The following is a 17462-nucleotide window of genomic DNA, read 5'->3' as shown; positions in this document are numbered from 1 at the left end:
ATGGGTTAACGACTCAAATGCCATCAGTAAAGAGCCATTTGATGAAGTGACGTGTTACTTCAATAGTCTGACTAACAAAGCGCCCGGTTCACGCATCGGATCTTGATTGACACTGAGTACATAGCCATCAGCAGGGGCGTAATAACGTTGTTTTTCAGAACCAAAACTATCATATTGAATTGAAATCAATTGTTTTGATTGTACTGATTCACTGACCTTAACTTGAGGGAGAGCGAAACCACCGACATTGGCTCTAATGGTCACCGTTTCTTTGCCTTCAAAGCAGGCATAGTGAGGCTGATCTATCTTTGTAGAGATGATATTTTCCGAGTGCAGGATATTCATCACGCCATTCACTGAACGCTCAATGAGGTCGGGTTGTAAAACCTTTCCAGAACCAACCTCGACGGTGATAGCGGGCGTCCCACTTTTATTGAGCTGCGTTTCTAAAACGCCATCATCACCTGGATCATCAAAAATACAGTCAGGATTGATCAATCGAGCCATTTTGATTGCTGCGGGGATTCGATAATCGGCAAAGACATACAAAGGATACTCTGCTCCGCGAGTTTGGGTATGCAGATCGATAGCAAGATCCGCATTATGGCTGAGTAGGTTCTGCCAAATTGAATGTGTAAAACGTTGTGAGGCATCACCGTTCGGGTTTCCAGGGAATATACGGTTAAGGTTTGCTGGGGATGCATCCGGATCCGATGAAATAAAATCTCGGCTGTGCATCAACATACCTGACACATTAATCATCGGAATAATGATGACTGTGCCGTGTATCTCCTCGTTTACGAGCTTTTGAATGACCTTCTGTGCGGTAATAACTCCATTTAATTCATCACCATGAACGCCTGCCGTTACCATTATTTTGCGAGCATTTTGACTTTGCTCACCGCGATAGACGACCACAGGTAAATGATGATTTTGACCAACACCGTTAGTTTGTGCCTCAAACCAGAAACGATGGCATCCCATCGGTAAGTCATCAACATTGAGTTGAGATATTACAGGGTGTCCATTTAGAACATCATTGGTATAAGTAGTTTTTCTCACACTAGTTTCCTTTGTCTCTGGTTCACAATCTATTCTGAGTCTGTGTTGGATGATTGTTATTGAAAGCTGTGATTAAAAATGGGCAGTAAACTGCCCATTGAGATACACGTAAATATTGAAAGGCGCTGTTATGCAAAACCCAGCAGGTGAGCCGCAACAATAATAACGCTCGACAAGCAGAATAGCAGCACGATAAAGCGCCAGCAGAATTTTGCCCAATCACCCCAGTCAATGCGGCATACACCTAGTGTTGCCATCAAAGAAGCTGATGTTGGGACGATGATATTGGTAAAGCCATCACCTAGCTGGAATGCTAAAACCGCGACTTGACGAGTCACACCTGCTAAATCGGCGAGTGGCGCCATTAATGGCATCGTTAGAGCTGCCTGCCCTGATCCTGACGTTACAAAGAAGTTGAAAATAGCTTGGAAGGCGAACATCAGCCAAGCAGCCATCGCTTCTGGCAATGCACTAATCACACCGCCCGCACTGCTTAAGATTGAATTCAGTACGCTTGGCTCGGTTGCATCGCTGCCGCCGCCTAAAATCAGCAAGATACCTTTAGCACTACCCACAAGAATAGCGGGCGCTAGCATCACACTTGCGCCTTCCTTAAATGAATCGGCCATGTCGTTGATGGTCATATCATTTAATCGGAAAATAACACCGATTAAGCCAGCAACAAATCCCATAGTGAAAAACTGAGAGGCAATTTCAGGAATGTACCATGCGTGAACCACTACACCCCAAATAACCCAGGTCATGCTCGCTATCACGGTGAGAATCACCAACGTATCGCCGATATTCCAACGTGATTGAGTCAAGTCTCCTTGTTGCTTCTTGAAGTAAACATCACCAGCTTTACTGTAAGATTTCGAAGGGTCTTTCTTTACCGAATTCGCATACCACATCGTAAAAGCGATGCCGAGCGCGGTGAAGAAAACCCATAGAGCGATACGCACCGATGCCCCAGATAAGACAGGTACACCAGCAATGCCTTGGGCAACAGCAACAGAAAATGGGTTCATCCAAGAAGCAGCAAAACCAATCTGAGTCGCTACGTACGTCACCATTACCGTAGTAATACCATCATAGCCAATACGTACCATTAGCGGCACGATAATAATGGCAAAGGCGACGGCTTCTTCACCCATACCAAATACAGCCCCACCGAGCGAGAACAGTGCAAATAATACTGGAATGAAAAGAGATTGACTGCCCTTGGTTTTGTCTATGAGACGCAAGATACCGTTATCAATAGTACCTGTGCGCATCACAATGCCGAAAGCACCGCCAATCACAAGCATAAACATGATAACGCCGATTGCTGAACCCCACTTAGATCCAGACACTAAACCTTCAAATACGAAGTTCATTAAGCCGATATCACCACCGCTGGCGAATAGTCCGACAGTATTGTAAATCGGGTTGCCTTGGGGGTCGGTGTGATAGGCAAATGAAGCTGGATCTAGAACGGTACGAGTTTTCTCTGCACCATCAGAAACATAGCTGATGTCTTGTGTTTCAAACATGCCTGCAGGTATGACATATGTCATTGCAGTCGCAAGCAACGCGATAAAGAAAATTAGCACCAGAGTATCTGGCATTTTCCATGTCTTATTTTGGATGGTATCCGATGTTGTGGTTGTCGTGCTCATTGTCAGTTTTTAGCTATAATTAAGATTGGCATAAAATATCACTAATTAAGCATATAATGTCAATTTTAAGTTGGTTTTTGGCTTGTTTGGTGGTGTTATGTTCTTGTTTTTGCGTGGCATGATGGTTTTTATTTTTAACTTGTTATTGCCTGGTTTTATTTAGAGGTAAAAAGTCCTAGCTCAGGTGCTTTTTAAGCAGTGCGGTAAGTTTCATAGAGCGACTCTGGATATATAAAAAACTATACCTTATGAGACTGTATCTAAGGTTGTCTCAAAAGCATTGACTTAGAGTTTTGATACATACAACCCTGTAAGTGTTAAGAGGTTTTGAGACACTAGGAGTAAGCATGGCGAACGTAGGTTACATTCGAGTTAGTACAGCAGAGCAGTCCACCAGCAGACAGTTAGCAGATGTGAAACTGGATAAGGTGTTCGAGGAAAAGGTATCAGCTAAGACAGTAGACAGACCACAGCTACAGGCGTGCTTGGATTATGTCAGGGATGGTGATGTGCTGCATGTTCACAGCCTAGACCGTATCTGTCGTAGCGGTGCAGGTGATGCTGTAGGGCTGGTGGAGCAGATGAACCAGAAAGGTGTATCGGTACAGTTCCACAAGGAAGGAATGAGATTCGATGGTGTAATGAGTGCAGCGCAGAAAGGTGTACTAGGGATACTGGCAGCAGTGGCACAGATGGAAAGGGAATTGATTAAAGAGCGTCAGGCTGAGGGGATAGCAGCAGCGAAGGCAGCTGGTAAACACATAGGTAGACCGAAAGCACAGGTGACGAAAGAGGATGTGCAGAAGCTATTGGATAACGGTGTACCTAAAGCTAAAGCAGCCAAGGAGTTAGGAATAGGTCGTGCGACACTGTATCGGCTCCTTGACGCTAGAGAGTATTAAGCTGGTTTAAACTCTCTTCTCACGCTCTTGAGGTACATGAGTTCCGCTGGAGTGGAGTCGGATGATTGGCGTATTAGTTTTGGTGCAATTCCTATTGCTGCACCAGCTAAGCCAGCTTTTAACGGGTCAAAACCAAATTGCGATGCTGTACCTAGTGCAGCAAGAGTTAAGCCTAGGATACCAGTTGTATCTGAAATCACAGAGCGAAGGCTATCGACACTAATGTCTATTTTGGACTGTTCTAAGGTGCGATTGACATCTCTAATGGAAGCTTCCAGCTTAATCATTGCGGTATTTTTTGCTCTAGGTATGTCACCAGCAGTTAGCACTGACTGGTAGAGTTCATCTAGGTAACTACGGAACGCGAGCAGTTCATCATGATGCTTGTACTTAAATTCAAGTATAGAATCGAAGTGTGTGCTAACAGTAGGGACGGGTAGTAAACCGTGAAGCTCCAGTTCAATACTCTCTTTATCTACAGGAGTTGTGGTGAGAATGCTATCCGAGATTTGAGCCTTAGACCATAAGCCTGGATGTGCTTCATTGAGCTGTTTAAAAATTGCTTCATGTGAAGCAAGGATTTCATCTCCAGCCTTTTTGCTTAGGGTTACATCAGTGCAATCAACAATCTCAGCAGTCATAAAGTTAGATACATTAATCACACTGCTTTGTTCCATGCGCATTCCAAGCGAGCGAGGTTTTTCTCCATGTCGAGTTCGTTGTAACGCACCAGCTTTTTCTAGTTCTTGGAACTGCCAGCAATCAAACTCTATCGAGGAGCATTTAGGAACTTCAATCTTATCCCAATAAAGTAGGTACTTACGTAACTCAAAATCATCAGTAGCAGAACGAAATAAAGCCCCACCTGTTTCTGGATACTCAAATTGAGGAGATAGAACAATACCTCTTTCCATTGATAATCGCCTTACACTCAGATAGTTAGGTTATTATGATAATGCAAGGTGTTGAATAGGGGAAAGGAAGAGAATAGACTTTATGAAGTGTGGCACTTTACTGTGGCACCCATACAAAAACAGCGCTATCCCAAAAGGCGCTAACCTATTGAAATAACGCTGTTTCAAAACGTTTGGTGGAGCTGGCGGGAGTTGAACCCGCGTCCAAAAATCATTCATCATTGGTACTACATGCTTAGTCGATCTTTAATTTCACCAGCAACCTGCGAACCGACACGCTAGTTAAAGGCTAACCTGAATTATAATTCGCGCTTTTCCTCTCAGGTGGGAGAAGCCACGCTAGCTAGTTTGGGTTTGATCTCTTATTGGTCCCCGTCTTACGAGCGGAAGCTAGGGTAAGAGAGCTCTGAGCAGGTTATTAAGCTGCTAGTGCGTAGTTTTCGTCGTTTGCGACTATTTTTTTGCGGCTTTTAACGTGGCCAACCGCCCCACGGCATGCACCTCAGACTTCAAAATTCCTGTCGAATCCTAAATCAGCCCCAAGTGTTATTTGCATAGTACCAGAAAAGCTTACCCTGTCTAGCACTGTGCGTTTAAGTGCTTAAAATTAACGCAAATTACTCTTCATAATTCGTGCTTTATCTCTCGCCCAATCTTTTTCTTTCATATCAGTACGTTTATCGTGCAGCTTTTTACCTTTCGCTACGCCAACTTTAATCTTCGCCCAAGAGCGAGACCAGTAAAGTGCGGTTGCGACAAGCGTCATGCCTTCACGGTTAATACGACCGATAAGGTTGTCGAGTTCTTTTCTCGACATTAATAGTTTACGGATACGTGTTGGGTTCGCCACGATATGAGTACTCGCTTGAGTTAGCGGAGTAATCGTCATACCACTGATGAATGCTTCGCCATCTCGGATGTATACGTAGCTTTCTGCGATATTGGTTTTGCCTTCACGTAGGGATTTTACTTCCCAGCCTTGTAGCTCAAGCCCCGCTTCTATCTCATCATCGATGAAATATTCGTGGCGAGCTTTCTTATTAAGCGCAATGGTATTACTACCGGCTTTTGATTTTGATTTATTCTTTGCCATAATGGCCTCATTATACGGAATGCGCCCTAGATGGGGAATCCTTTTTATTTGCGCTCTGGCCCAATACAATTAAAATTGCAGTTTGTGTTAATGTAACGCTGTCTTTAACAGGAGTCTATATGCCAAAGGTTACTCGTTCAGCATTAGTGTCTTTTAGTGCCGACCAGATGTTCAGCTTGGTCAATGATGTTGCTCGTTATCCTGAGTTTTTGCCAGGATGTTCTGGTTCTCGTGTGATCGAATCTTCAGATTCCGCGATGGTGGCTTCGGTTGATGTCTCTAAAGCTGGTATCAGTAAAACATTCACTACGTCGAATCGAATGGCGGATGGTGCTGAAATTTTAATGGAGCTGGTAGATGGCCCGTTTAAGAAGCTGGAGGGGGGCTGGTATTTCACTCCTCTAGACGACCAAGCATGTAAGGTTGAACTTAAACTAGAGTTTGAATTTTCTAGTCGAATGATTGAAATGGCATTTGGCAAGATTTTCAATGAACTGACAAGCAATATGGTCAGTGCTTTTACTCAACGAGCGAAACAGGTTTACTAAGCCATGACTATTGAATCAGATATGATCCACGTAGAAGTTGTGTTTGCGCTTCCACATGAGCAGCGTGTATTTACCTTAGTGGTAAATAAGAACGCGACCGTTGAAGAGATTATTGCGCAGTCTGGTGTTTTAGAGTTGTATCCAGAAATCGACTTGGCGAAAAATAAAGTTGGCGTATACAGCCGCAACGTTAAGTTAGATGCAACCGTTCGAGATAAAGATCGTATCGAAATTTATCGAGCACTGTTAGCCGATCCAAAAGAAATTCGCCGTAAGCGTGCTGAACAAGCGAAAGCGGCGGCTAAATCGTAATACCAAACAAATTTGAATGATAAAGAAGCTCGCATTAGCGAGCTTTTTTTCATCTGTTTGTTAGACAATACAGTCTACAGTCTCATTTGTTAGCAGATATTAAAAAGCCTGCTCATATGAGCAGGCTTTTGCGATTCTTGCTTTTGACTGGAAAGCTTTGTTAGTTGAAAGCTAGCGAAGGCTTTCGAAGAATTCATCACTGGCTTCAAAATCACCATTGATCGTCACTAAGGTGCCCGTTGCATCAAAGTTAACAACAAGATTTTTTTGAATCGAGTCTTCATGGCCTTTTGTGTGGTGGTAAATGTAGTACCACGTATCTGGGTAGCCATTTTCGATAAGCATAGGTGAGCCCATAACGTAACGAACTTGTGTTTTTGTCATGCCAAACTTGAGCTGATCGACAGCTTCCTGTTCAACATAGTTACCCTGATTGATGTCAATTCGATAAACCAACTTCTCTAATAGAGAGCAACCGGTCAACATTGTTAGTGCAAGTGGAACTGCAACTAACCACTTTTTAATTCGCATAGTTTGAGATCTTTCTTCGCTAAAATACTGCCTGATAATAAACAAGCTCCAGCAAGAAGTAAAAAGCTCCTTGCGCTTTGAGCTTGTTATGACTGGCAATTTTGAATTAAGTTGCAAAATTGCCAAGAATTTTCGGTAAATTATCAGAAAGTTGCTGAATATGTAACCTATGCTGCGATTAATAACTCTTTTGCATTGGCAAGCGTCGATTCGGTAATCTGGCTGCCACCAAGCAGTCGAGCAAGCTCTGAAACGCGTTGTTGCTCATCAAGCGTGTGCATTTGAGTCTCGGTTTTACCTGATTTAGTGTTCTTCGCTACAAAAAGTTGTTGGTGACCGCAACCGGCAACTTGAGGTAAGTGAGTCACGCACATAACTTGTGTCGATTCGCCTAGCTTACGTAGCATTTTTCCGACAACCGCAGCGGTTGGTCCACTGATACCCACATCGACTTCATCGAAAATCAGGCTTGGTGTATCCACTTTTTGCGCTGTGATCACCTGAATCGCTAATGAGATTCGTGATAACTCACCACCAGAGGCCACTTTCGCAATCGGCTGCATCGGTTGGCCTGGGTTGGTCGAAACAATGAAGGTCACGTTATCCATACCCAATGGAGAAGGGTGTGTGTTGGTGTTGTTCACTTCAATGGCAAACTGCGCTTTTTCCATGCTCAGTTCGTGCATGCTTTGCGTGATCAGCTTGTTGAGCTCTTTTGCGTAACGAGTTCGAGATTTATGAAGCTTTTCTGATTTAGCAACGAACGATTGGTATTGGTTTTCCACCTCGTTGGCCAGTTCTTCTAATTTTTCATCAGAGCAATCAAGCGCTTCAACTTGTTGTAGTAAGTCTTGATGGTGCTTATACAGCTCTTCAGGTAATACGTGGTGTTTACGAGACATCGACATCACTTTAGAGAAACGTTCCTCAACGTAAGCCATACGACCGGGATCAACATCAATGCTGTCTAGGTAGGTTCTTAACTCGTTGTTGGTTTCTTCGATCTGAATAATGGCTTCAGAAAGCAAGTTCGGTAACTCGGCCAATCTTTCATCTAGCTCAGCTAGCTGAATTAAGGAGTTATTGGCCGATTGCAGAATACCAAGCGCATTAACTTCTTCGCCTTCATAAATAAGCTCGATAGCTTGCTGACAGGTTGTGGCCAGTTCTCCGCTATTGGAGAGGCGCTTATGCTCTTGTTCGAGGTCTTCATATTCTTCCTCCCCAATAGACAGCTCATTTAACTCTTTGATTTGGTATTCAAGAAGTTGTTTTTGAGCTTGGTTTTGCTGGCTATTTTCACGTAACTCTTTTAAGTGGTTATCCGCTTGTCGCCAGGCTTGATAAGCATTACGTGTCGATTTCAATAGGTTCAAGTGGCCTGCGTATTGATCAAGCATGGCCATTTGGTAATCGCTTTTCATCAACTGGTGATGCGCGTGTTGACCATGGATGTTGATCAGCAGTTGTCCTAGCGATTTCAATTGCGAAAGAGGGACAGGGCTACCGTTGATGAATGCACGAGAACGACCTTCTTTTGAGATGGTTCTGCGCAGGATGCACTCACTGCCATCAAGCAATTCGTTGTCTTCTAACCAGCGGGTAGCATGCAGATTGTTCTCAAGTAAAAAAGCGGCACTGACTTCGGTTTTTTCTTCACCTTGTCGAACCATTCCTGCATCGGATCTTCCTCCAAGGCATAAGCCTAAAGCATCGATAGCGATAGATTTACCCGCACCAGTTTCCCCGGTGATTGTTGTCATGCCTTTAGAGAGTTCTAGCTGTAAAGACTTAACAATAGCGAAATTATTAACACTTAAATGAGCCAGCATTTTTATTTACCTGTATAACTGAACAATACTGTATATAAGCTCAGTATATACTGTTTCTTTATACAGTAAAGTCGACAGGTGAAAATTTTTTGCGACAGCTCTCAGAATTGAGCTTGTCTGTAGATCACTGAAACCGCTATAGATTCCCAACTCAGTCGTTCCTCCCTCTTGGGAATGACGATGTGGTGGATTGGCGTAAAGATAGAGGCGGTGGGCTTTTAATCGGCAATAAAAAAGGCTGACGAATGTCGTCAGCCTTTTTAAAATCGTTCGCTTTTCACTTAGAACAGCTTGCTCGACCAGCCTAGCTTGTTACGTAGAACGTGGTAGTAGTTGTAGTCTTTAGGGTGGATCAGTTTGAGCACATTTGGGCTTTGGTAAATGTGGATCTCATCACCAGGAGAAACCGGTAGCGAGATTTGACCATCACAGCTCACTTCCTGAGTTCCACGGTTATCAGGCGATACGATAAGCTTAATACGACGCTTGCCATCCACCACTAATGGGCGGCTTGAAAGGGTGTGCGGGAACATTGGCACGAGTGAGATAGCATTTAGGCTTGATGACAGGATAGGGCCGCCGCCGGAAAGCGAGTAGGCGGTAGAACCTGTCGGTGTTGAGACGATTAAGCCATCAGAGCGCTGTGAGAAGGCGAAGCTGTCATCGATATACACTTCGAACTCGATCATGTGAGCAACTTGGCCGGGGTGCAGTACAGCCTCATTAAGTGCTGCATTGTGGCTTTTTACCTGGCCGTGACGATGAATTTCCGTTTCAAGTAAGAAGCGCTCTTCTTCCATGAACTCGCCTTTGAGTACATCAGTAAGCGCACTCTGGAAGTTTTCAGGGTTGAGATCGGTTAGGAAACCAAGATTGCCTCGGTTAACACCAATCACTGAAATGTCGAAACGTGACAAAATTCTAGCCGCACCGAGCATATTTCCATCACCACCGACCACAATAGCGAGATCGGCGCGTTTACCTAATTCAATCAGGCTAGAAAAATGTTCTTTTGGGATGTCGTCCAAAATAGTGGCGAGTCTGTCATCAACAAACACTTGATAACCCTCAGCACTTAACCACTGATAGAGCTCTCTATGAGTCTGAATTGCTTGCTGATCTCGAGGTTTACCGATAATGGCGATGACTTCAAATGGCTTTTTCATAACGTTTCCAAACGAATTAGGCTTGAATCAAAATTCTTCATCCCCATAATAAAGGCAAGTTGAACGTCTATGCGAGTGTTTTATATCAATTTGGGGTGCAAACACGCCTGTCACTTGCATTGAAAACGAATTCTGGAGATATCATGAGCAACGAAGAAAACAAAGTAACCGAAGCAGAGCTAGATCAGATCATCGCTGAAGCTGAGAAAGTTGAAGAAGCTGAACTGAATGAAGACGCTGCTGATGAGCAGGAAGCAAAAATCGCTCAACTGGAAGCTGCACTGCTTTCTAGTGAATCTAAAGTGAAAGAGCAGCAAGATTCTGTTCTTCGCGCGAAAGCTGAAGTTGAAAACATGCGTCGCCGTAGCGAACAAGAAATTGATAAAGCGCGTAAATTCGCTTTGAACAAGTTTGCTGAAGGTCTGCTTCCTGTAATCGACAACCTAGAGCGTGCAATGCAAGCAGCAGACGCTGAAAACGAAGTGGTTAAGCCACTGTATGAAGGTGTTGAGCTAACGCACAAAACGTTCGTAGACACAGTTGCTAAGTTTGGTCTTAAAGAGATCAACCCTGAAGGTGAAGCGTTCAACCCTGAATTCCACCAAGCGATGTCTATTCAAGAAAGCCCAGATCACGAATCGAACACGGTTATGTTTGTGATGCAAAAAGGCTACGAACTAAACGGTCGTGTGGTTCGCCCAGCGATGGTTATGGTTGCTAAGTAATGACGAATTACGTTGCCAAGTGATTGACTGGTGCATTGACTGAGTTAGTCGCAGCGACAAAATAAATCACTGGTTTGCGTAAAATAAAAAGAGAGGTATAGGCCTCTCTTTTTTTGTGCCTATAACTTGAGAGTCCACGTAAATAAGCATCAAAACCGCATTAAGAATGTCGTTCTTTTTATTTCATTCAGATCAGCGATTTAGAGTTTTGTGTTATGAAACTTGTTGTGATTGAGTAAATGTTTTGATGTCACATTTGTGGTGTTTTTGTAAATAAATACTTTTAATTGTTATCTTTGTATGTAAAATCCACTGCCATATAGCGATTTTGGTCGCATATATAACTATAAAAGTACAAATTTCAAACACAACAAACTGGAGAAGAACGATGGATAAATCGCTCTCAAGTAAAATTTTTGTAGGCTTGTTCGCCGGTCTACTTATTGGTACTGCTATTCAGTACCTATTCAGCGGTATTGCTATTTTTGATACGTATCTACTTGGCGCTGCCGAAGGTGCTGGTGGTATGTTCGTATCACTTATCAAATTGCTTGTAGTTCCTCTTGTTTACGTATCTATTGTTTGCGGTATTGTTGAGCTAAAAGATATTCGTTCATTTGGTCGTCTTGGTGGTAAAACCTTTGGTCTTTACATTATTAACACCATCATCGCGATTTCAGCAGCGCTAACGATTGGTCTTATTTTCCAACCAGGTGCAGGTGCGAACCTTGCGGGTACGGTTTCTGAGACAATTGCGCTTACAACAACTGAAACACCAGACATCTTCTCTCTTGTTGTTAACATCGTTCCTAGCAACCCTGTAGAAGCGTTCGCAAGCGGCGACATGCTACAAATCATCTTCATGGCAATTTTGACAGGTCTTGCTATTCAAGCGCTTGATTCTCGTGGTGGCCCAGCTATCAAGACATTCAAGATGGCTAACGAAATCATGATGAAGCTTATCGGCCTAGTAATGAGCTTGGCGCCTTACGGTGTATTTGCTCTGATGATTCAACTGGGCGCAACACTGGATGCAGACACGCTAATGTCAGTTGCTGGCTATGTGGCGCTTGTGGTTGCAATGCTTGTGTTCTGGATTTTCTTCTTCTATCCAATGATGGTTGGTTCATTCACTGGTATTTCTCCAAAGCAGTTCCTACGTGCAACTCGTGAGCAAGTTCTATTCTCACTATCTACAGCAAGTTCGAACGCAACAATCCCAGTAACAATGCGTACTCTGACGGACAAACTAAACGTATCTAAGTCAGTGGCAGGTTTCGGTGTACCACTAGGTGCAACAATGAACATGTCTGGTGTATCTATCTACATCGCACTAGCAACTATGTTCGTAGCAAACGCATTCGGTCAGCCAATCAACACTGCTGATATCTTTACTCTAGGTCTAACTATCTTGCTACTTTCTATCGGTGCTGGTGGTGTTCCTGGTGGTGGTGTGGTTATGGTCGGTGTTCTATTGCACCAACTAGGTTTGCCACCAGAAGGTCTAGCGATTGTTGCTGCTGTTGACCGTATCTGTGACATGTTCTGTACTTCTTCTAACGTTGTTGGTGATACTGCGGTTAACACTATCGTAGCGAAATCTGAAAACGAAATCGGCGTTGAAGCTAACGAAGAAGCTGAGCTAAAGAAAGCAGAAGCATAATTCTTAATTAAGATTCGATAATTAGAAGCCCCGCTCAATGAGAGCGGGGCTTTTTTGTTTCTGATGATAAGTGCTTTGGGCTATCTGATAACTTAGCTAAAAAGATCTTTGATTGGTGTTAAGTCTCATTTTTTCTTTTTACTCGCGCTGAATGGGTCATCAGTTTTCAATATTTAATATAGATCACATATAATAATACAATATTATTTTATTGTTCTGACAACCTACATTATGACGACATAAAGGAAACCCAATAATGAAGCTGTCTTACCTTAGCCTACTGACTGCCAGCCTTTTAGCCGCTCCCGCTCTTGCTTCTAATCACGATATTGGTCAACAGTTCAATCTTGACCCTGCAAAAGCACCAGCACAAAACTTCGATTTATCTAAATGGAAAATTAACTTACCGGAGCTGACGACTGAAGGGTCTAGAAAAGGTAAAACGCTGGAGATTGGTAAAAAGGAACTGTCGAATGTAGACACGCCTTACGTTCACCCTAAATGGTTCTACACGGATGCCGAGTCTGGTGCGATGGTGTTTGTGGCTCCGAATACAGCTCCAACGACGCCAAACAGTAAAAACACGCGTAGTGAGCTAAGAGCGATGCTAGCGGATAGCTACTCTGCGCCGAGCAACAACTTCGCGATTTCAAGCCATAAGAACGCGGAAGAGTTTGGCTCTATCGGTGGCCAGATGACGGCAACACTTTCTGTTGATCAGGTGAGCACCAGCGGTAACTATAAGAAAACCGGTGCATTCTCTGTGGTTATTGGTCAAATCCATGGGTCGGATAATGAACCTCTGAAAATTGTTTACCGCAAGTTGCCAGAACATGAGCATGGTTCGTTAACGTGGAACTATGAGTTAAACCCGCCGACAGAGATGAAAAACGCGAAGGATGAAAACGGAAAGAAACTTCGTAAAGACATTCGCCATGATGTATTTGGTCAATACAATCTGAAAAAAGGCAGCTCGGACCCTGCTGATGGCATCAAGCTAGGTGAAGTGTTCTCATACGATGTGAATATCAAAGATAACATCATGCACTTAACCTTTACTAAGAATCCAAACTCAGCCGATCCTATTGTGAAGACGTATGATGTTGATTTGGCTAAGGGTAAGTATCAGGGGCATGATATCGACCTTGGTTATGGACAGGACTGGATGTACTTCAAGGCGGGCGCATACAATCAATGCAACACTAAGAAGTCGAGCTCAGCCTGTGAATGGCGTGGTATGGAAGCGGGTGATTACACTCAAGCGAGCTTCTACCAGTTAGTGCTCAACCAATAATGTGGCTGAATCAGTCACCATTTGAACAATATTTAACTGATTAATATCTATTTGAAAAAGACCTTCCACATGAAGGTCTTTTTTTATGGCATCTGGAATAGGGTTGAGGTTTCAATGTGGCGACAAATGCGAGAGTTTCTCAACATTGGAGCCTTAATTGGCAAGGGATCGGTCACTTTTTACCTTTATGTAAAAAGATACGGGAAAAAATAGATTTTTTTTACTTATTCCCTTGAAAACCAGTTTGCAGCCCTTATCTATGGTGCATACGAAAGCAAATTACATTTGCACTTAAATTTTGTGTATTAGGGTTGAATCCCTGATTACCGCCCCCCACATATGTGGGTATAGCAAAAAACTAATATAGATTATATTTCGGAGATAGCCTGATGGGTCGAATCATTGGTATTGATTTAGGTACTACTAACTCTTGTGTTGCTGTTTTAGACGGCGACAAACCACGCGTACTAGAAAATGCTGAAGGCGAACGCACAACAGCATCGGTAATCGCATACACTGACGGCGAGACGCTAGTTGGTCAACCTGCGAAACGTCAAGCAGTTACTAACCCTCAAAACACGCTATACGCAATTAAGCGTCTAATCGGTCGTCGTTTTGAAGATGAAGAAGTTCAACGCGATATCGAAATCATGCCTTTCAACATTGTTAAGGCTGACAACGGTGATGCATGGGTTGAAGCGCAAGGCCAAAAAATGGCTGCTCCTCAAGTATCTGCTGAAGTTCTTAAGAAAATGAAGAAAACAGCTGAAGACTTCCTAGGCGAAGAAGTAACTGGCGCAGTAGTAACTGTTCCTGCTTACTTCAACGATGCTCAACGTCAAGCAACGAAAGATGCTGGCCGTATCGCTGGTCTAGATGTTAAACGTATCATCAACGAACCAACTGCTGCTGCTCTAGCTTACGGCCTAGACAAGCAAGGTGGTGATCGCACTATCGCTGTATACGACCTTGGTGGTGGTACATTCGATATCTCTATCATCGAAATCGATGAAGTAGAAGGCGAGAAGACTTTCGAAGTTCTTTCAACTAACGGTGACACTCACCTTGGTGGTGAAGATTTCGATAACCGCATGATCAACTACCTAGTAGATGAGTTCAAGAAAGAACAAGGTATCGACCTTAAAGCTGATCCACTAGCAATGCAGCGTGTTAAAGAAGCAGCAGAAAAAGCGAAAATCGAGCTTTCTTCTACTACTCAAACTGACGTAAACCTACCTTACGTTACTGCTGATGCGACTGGTCCTAAGCACATGAACATCAAAGTGACTCGTGCGAAGCTTGAGTCTCTAGTTGAAGACCTAGTTCAACGTTCTCTTGAGCCACTAAAAGTTGCTCTAGCGGATGCTGACCTATCTGTAGGCGAAATCACTGACGTTATCCTAGTTGGTGGTCAAACTCGTATGCCTATGGTTCAAGCTAAAGTAACTGAATTCTTCGGTAAAGAGCCACGTAAAGACGTGAACCCTGACGAAGCTGTTGCAATGGGTGCTGCTGTTCAAGGTGGTGTACTAGCGGGTGACGTTAAAGACGTTCTACTACTAGACGTTACTCCTCTATCTTTCGGTATCGAAACGATGGGCGGCGTGATGACTAAGCTTATCGAGAAAAACACAACTATCCCTACTAAAGCGGATCAAGTGTTCTCTACAGCTGAAGACAACCAAAACGCAGTAACTATCCACGTTCTTCAAGGTGAGCGTAAGCAAGCGACTTACAACAAGTCTCTTGGTCAGTTTAACCTAGAAGGTATCCAACCAGCACCACGTGGCATGCCACAAATCGAAGTAACATTCGACCTAGATGCTGATGGTATCCTGAACGTATCTGCTAAAGATAAAGCAACAGGTAAAGAGCAGAAGATCACTATCCAAGCATCAGGCGGCCTGTCTGAGGAAGAGATCGAAGCAATGGTACAAGAAGCAGAAGCTAACAAAGAAGCGGACAAAAAGTTCGAAGAGCTAGTAACTGCACGTAACCAAGCTGACCAAATGATTCACGGCACTAAGAAGCAAGTAGAAGAAGCTGGTGAAGCTCTACCTGCAGACGAGAAAGCTAAAATCGAAGCGGCTATCACTGCACTAGAAGAAGTTAAGTCTGGTAACGATAAAGAAGCTATCGACGCTAAAGTTCAAGAACTTATGCAAGCAGCTCAAAAGCTAATGGAAATTGCTCAACAGAAAGCTCAAGCTGAACAAGCTGGCGCTGACGCTGGTGAACAACCTAAGCAAGACGACGATGTTGTAGACGCTGAGTTTGAAGAAGTTAAAGAAGACAAAAAATAATTTCGTCGCAGAGTCGCCTGATTTCGTTATCGGAAGTGTCCACCTACTAACGTAGGCTCCGCGCTTCCACTTAGGACTCAAGCTATCTTCTTAGAAATTTGTCTCAAAGACTTATTATTGCGGGCGTCAGAGGTAACTCTCACGCCCGTAAATTTGTATTTAGACTTGTCGATCTAGATAATAGCTTTATTCGGCATTTCAGCCGGCAGAACTTTTATCTAGATTGATACACAGACTACTGAAGTGATCATTCGGTAGTAGCAATTATTTTGGTGACCTAGAACATGTCAAAACGTGATTTTTACGAAGTATTAGGCGTAAGCCGCGATGCATCAGAGCGCGATATTAAAAAAGCGTACAAACGCTTAGCGATGAAATTCCACCCGGACCGTAACCAGGGTGATGAGACCGCAGCAGATAAGTTTAAAGAAGTAAAAGTAGCGTACGAGATCCTAACCGATTCTCAAAAGAAAGCAGCTTACGACCAATACGGTCATGCAGCCTTTGAACAAGGTGGCATGGGCGGCGGCGGTGGTTTCGGCGGCGGTGGCCAAGGTGACTTCGGCGATATCTTCGGTGACGTATTTGGCGACATCTTCGGCGGCGGTCGTCGTGGTGGCGGTCAACAGCGTGCACAACGTGGTTCAGATCTACGTTACAACATGGAACTTTCTCTAGAAGAAGCGGTTCGTGGTGTTTCTAAAGAAATCGAAGTACCAACACTTGTAGAGTGTGATACTTGTGACGGCAGCGGCGCGAAAGCGGGTTCTTCTGCACAAACGTGTGGCACTTGTCATGGCCACGGCCAAGTACAAATGCGCCAAGGTTTCTTTGCGGTTCAACAGACTTGTCCTACTTGCAACGGTAAAGGCAAGATCATCAAAGACCCATGTAACTCATGTCATGGTCAAGGTCGCAAACAGAAGACGAAAACACTTAACGTTAAGATCCCTGCTGGTGTTGATACTGGCGATCGTATTCGTCTATCTGGCGAAGGCGAAGCGGGAGAGCACGGCGCTCCAGCTGGCGATCTGTACGTACAAGTACACGTAAAAGAGCACAACATCTTCGAACGTGACGGCAACAACCTTTACTGCGAAGTACCAGTAAGCTTCTCTATGGCTGCTCTAGGCGGTGAAGTTGAAGTTCCAACACTGGATGGTCGTGTAAACCTTAAGGTACCAGAAGAGACACAAACGGGCCGTATGTTCCGTATGCGTGGCAAGGGCGTGAAAGGCGTTCGTGGTGGCGGTGTGGGTGATCTAATCGTTAAGCTAGTGGTTGAGACTCCAGTTAAGCTAAGCGCTCGCCAGAAAGAATTACTGCGTGAATTCGAAGAAACCTGTGGTGGTGAAGCGGCAAGCAAGCATAAGCCAAAGTCTGAAGGTTTCTTTAGCGGCGTTAAAAACTTCTTCGATGACCTAACTAAGTAATCAATTCATTGATGTATTAGGTTATT

The 17462-nt window shown here is 43.9% G+C and carries 15 protein-coding genes and 1 other RNA gene; 8 read left to right on the top strand and 8 right to left on the bottom strand.

Annotated features, from left to right (window positions below; translation table 11 throughout):
• Positions 1-54: 54 nt before the first annotated feature.
• Both AB4558_RS01215 and yfcC read right to left on the bottom strand, forming a co-directional pair.
• Complete coding sequence (locus tag AB4558_RS01215) at positions 55-1062, bottom strand: succinylglutamate desuccinylase/aspartoacylase family protein (protein ID WP_017059743.1); 1008 nt, start codon at positions 1060-1062, stop codon at positions 55-57.
• A gap of 128 nt (positions 1063-1190) precedes the next feature.
• Positions 1191-2669: a putative basic amino acid antiporter YfcC gene (gene yfcC, locus AB4558_RS01210; protein WP_017071864.1), complete on the bottom strand. Its 1479-nt coding sequence runs from the start codon at positions 2667-2669 to the stop codon at positions 1191-1193.
• A gap of 398 nt (positions 2670-3067) precedes the next feature.
• Between yfcC and AB4558_RS01205 the strand changes: the two genes are divergently transcribed.
• Positions 3068-3622, top strand: coding sequence for a recombinase family protein (locus AB4558_RS01205; protein WP_017071865.1), 555 nt, complete (start codon positions 3068-3070; stop codon positions 3620-3622).
• On the opposite strand, the gene AB4558_RS01200 is transcribed toward AB4558_RS01205, so the two are convergent.
• The 3 genes from AB4558_RS01200 to smpB all read right to left on the bottom strand — a co-directional run bounded on the left by AB4558_RS01200 (position 3619) and on the right by smpB (position 5629).
• Positions 3619-4536 (bottom strand): DUF6236 family protein, encoded by a 918-nt coding sequence (locus AB4558_RS01200; protein ID WP_102393636.1) that lies wholly within the window; start codon positions 4534-4536, stop codon positions 3619-3621. The two genes, AB4558_RS01205 and AB4558_RS01200, sit on opposite strands and share 4 nt — an antisense overlap.
• Positions 4537-4710: 174 nt before the next feature.
• Positions 4711-5077: a transfer-messenger RNA gene (gene ssrA, locus AB4558_RS01195) on the bottom strand.
• A gap of 66 nt (positions 5078-5143) precedes the next feature.
• Positions 5144-5629 carry an SsrA-binding protein SmpB gene (gene smpB, locus AB4558_RS01190; protein WP_004735156.1) on the bottom strand — a complete coding sequence of 162 codons (486 nt, stop codon included), beginning with the start codon at positions 5627-5629 and terminating at the stop codon, positions 5144-5146.
• A gap of 119 nt (positions 5630-5748) precedes the next feature.
• On the opposite strand from smpB, the gene AB4558_RS01185 reads away from it, so the two are divergent.
• On the top strand, positions 5749-6177 hold the full coding sequence (locus AB4558_RS01185) for an SRPBCC family protein (RefSeq protein WP_010438915.1): 429 nt from the start codon (positions 5749-5751) through the stop codon (positions 6175-6177).
• A 3-nt stretch (positions 6178-6180) separates the two neighbouring features.
• A complete protein-coding gene (locus AB4558_RS01180; protein ID WP_016796754.1) occupies positions 6181-6489 on the top strand; it encodes an RnfH family protein in 309 nt (102 codons plus the stop codon).
• A 171-nt stretch (positions 6490-6660) separates the two neighbouring features.
• On the opposite strand, the gene bamE is transcribed toward AB4558_RS01180, so the two are convergent.
• The 3 genes from bamE to nadK form a co-directional block, all read right to left on the bottom strand.
• A complete protein-coding gene (bamE, locus tag AB4558_RS01175; protein ID WP_010438918.1) occupies positions 6661-7020 on the bottom strand; it encodes an outer membrane protein assembly factor BamE in 360 nt (119 codons plus the stop codon).
• Between the two features lie 167 nt (positions 7021-7187).
• A complete protein-coding gene (gene recN / locus AB4558_RS01170; protein ID WP_017059862.1) occupies positions 7188-8852 on the bottom strand; it encodes a DNA repair protein RecN in 1665 nt (554 codons plus the stop codon).
• Between the two features lie 281 nt (positions 8853-9133).
• The gene (gene nadK / locus AB4558_RS01165; protein WP_136974100.1) at positions 9134-10018 is read right to left on the bottom strand and encodes an NAD(+) kinase; all 885 of its coding nucleotides are present in this window, start codon (positions 10016-10018) and stop codon (positions 9134-9136) included.
• Between the two features lie 143 nt (positions 10019-10161).
• Between nadK and grpE the strand changes: the two genes are divergently transcribed.
• The 5 genes from grpE (at position 10162) to dnaJ (ending at position 17436) form a co-directional block, all read left to right on the top strand.
• Positions 10162-10743, top strand: a complete 582-nt coding sequence (gene grpE / locus AB4558_RS01160) for a nucleotide exchange factor GrpE (protein ID WP_017069543.1) — start codon at positions 10162-10164, stop codon at positions 10741-10743.
• A 388-nt stretch (positions 10744-11131) separates the two neighbouring features.
• A complete protein-coding gene (locus AB4558_RS01155; RefSeq protein ID WP_017072011.1) occupies positions 11132-12406 on the top strand; it encodes a dicarboxylate/amino acid:cation symporter in 1275 nt (424 codons plus the stop codon).
• Positions 12407-12662: 256 nt separating this feature from the next.
• Complete coding sequence (locus AB4558_RS01150; protein WP_017059866.1) at positions 12663-13700, top strand: polysaccharide lyase family 7 protein; 1038 nt, start codon at positions 12663-12665, stop codon at positions 13698-13700.
• 389 nt (positions 13701-14089) lie between these two features.
• A complete protein-coding gene (dnaK, locus tag AB4558_RS01145) occupies positions 14090-16003 on the top strand; it encodes a molecular chaperone DnaK (RefSeq protein WP_017059868.1) in 1914 nt (637 codons plus the stop codon).
• 284 nt (positions 16004-16287) lie between these two features.
• A complete protein-coding gene (dnaJ, locus tag AB4558_RS01140; protein WP_017068546.1) occupies positions 16288-17436 on the top strand; it encodes a molecular chaperone DnaJ in 1149 nt (382 codons plus the stop codon).
• Positions 17437-17462: the final 26 nt, after the last annotated feature.

It is taken from the genome of Vibrio sp. 10N.222.51.C5 (genome assembly GCF_041474575.1).
GTDB lineage: Bacteria > Pseudomonadota > Gammaproteobacteria > Enterobacterales > Vibrionaceae > Vibrio > Vibrio crassostreae_C.
This window is presented reverse-complemented; position numbering and strand designations above follow the sequence as displayed.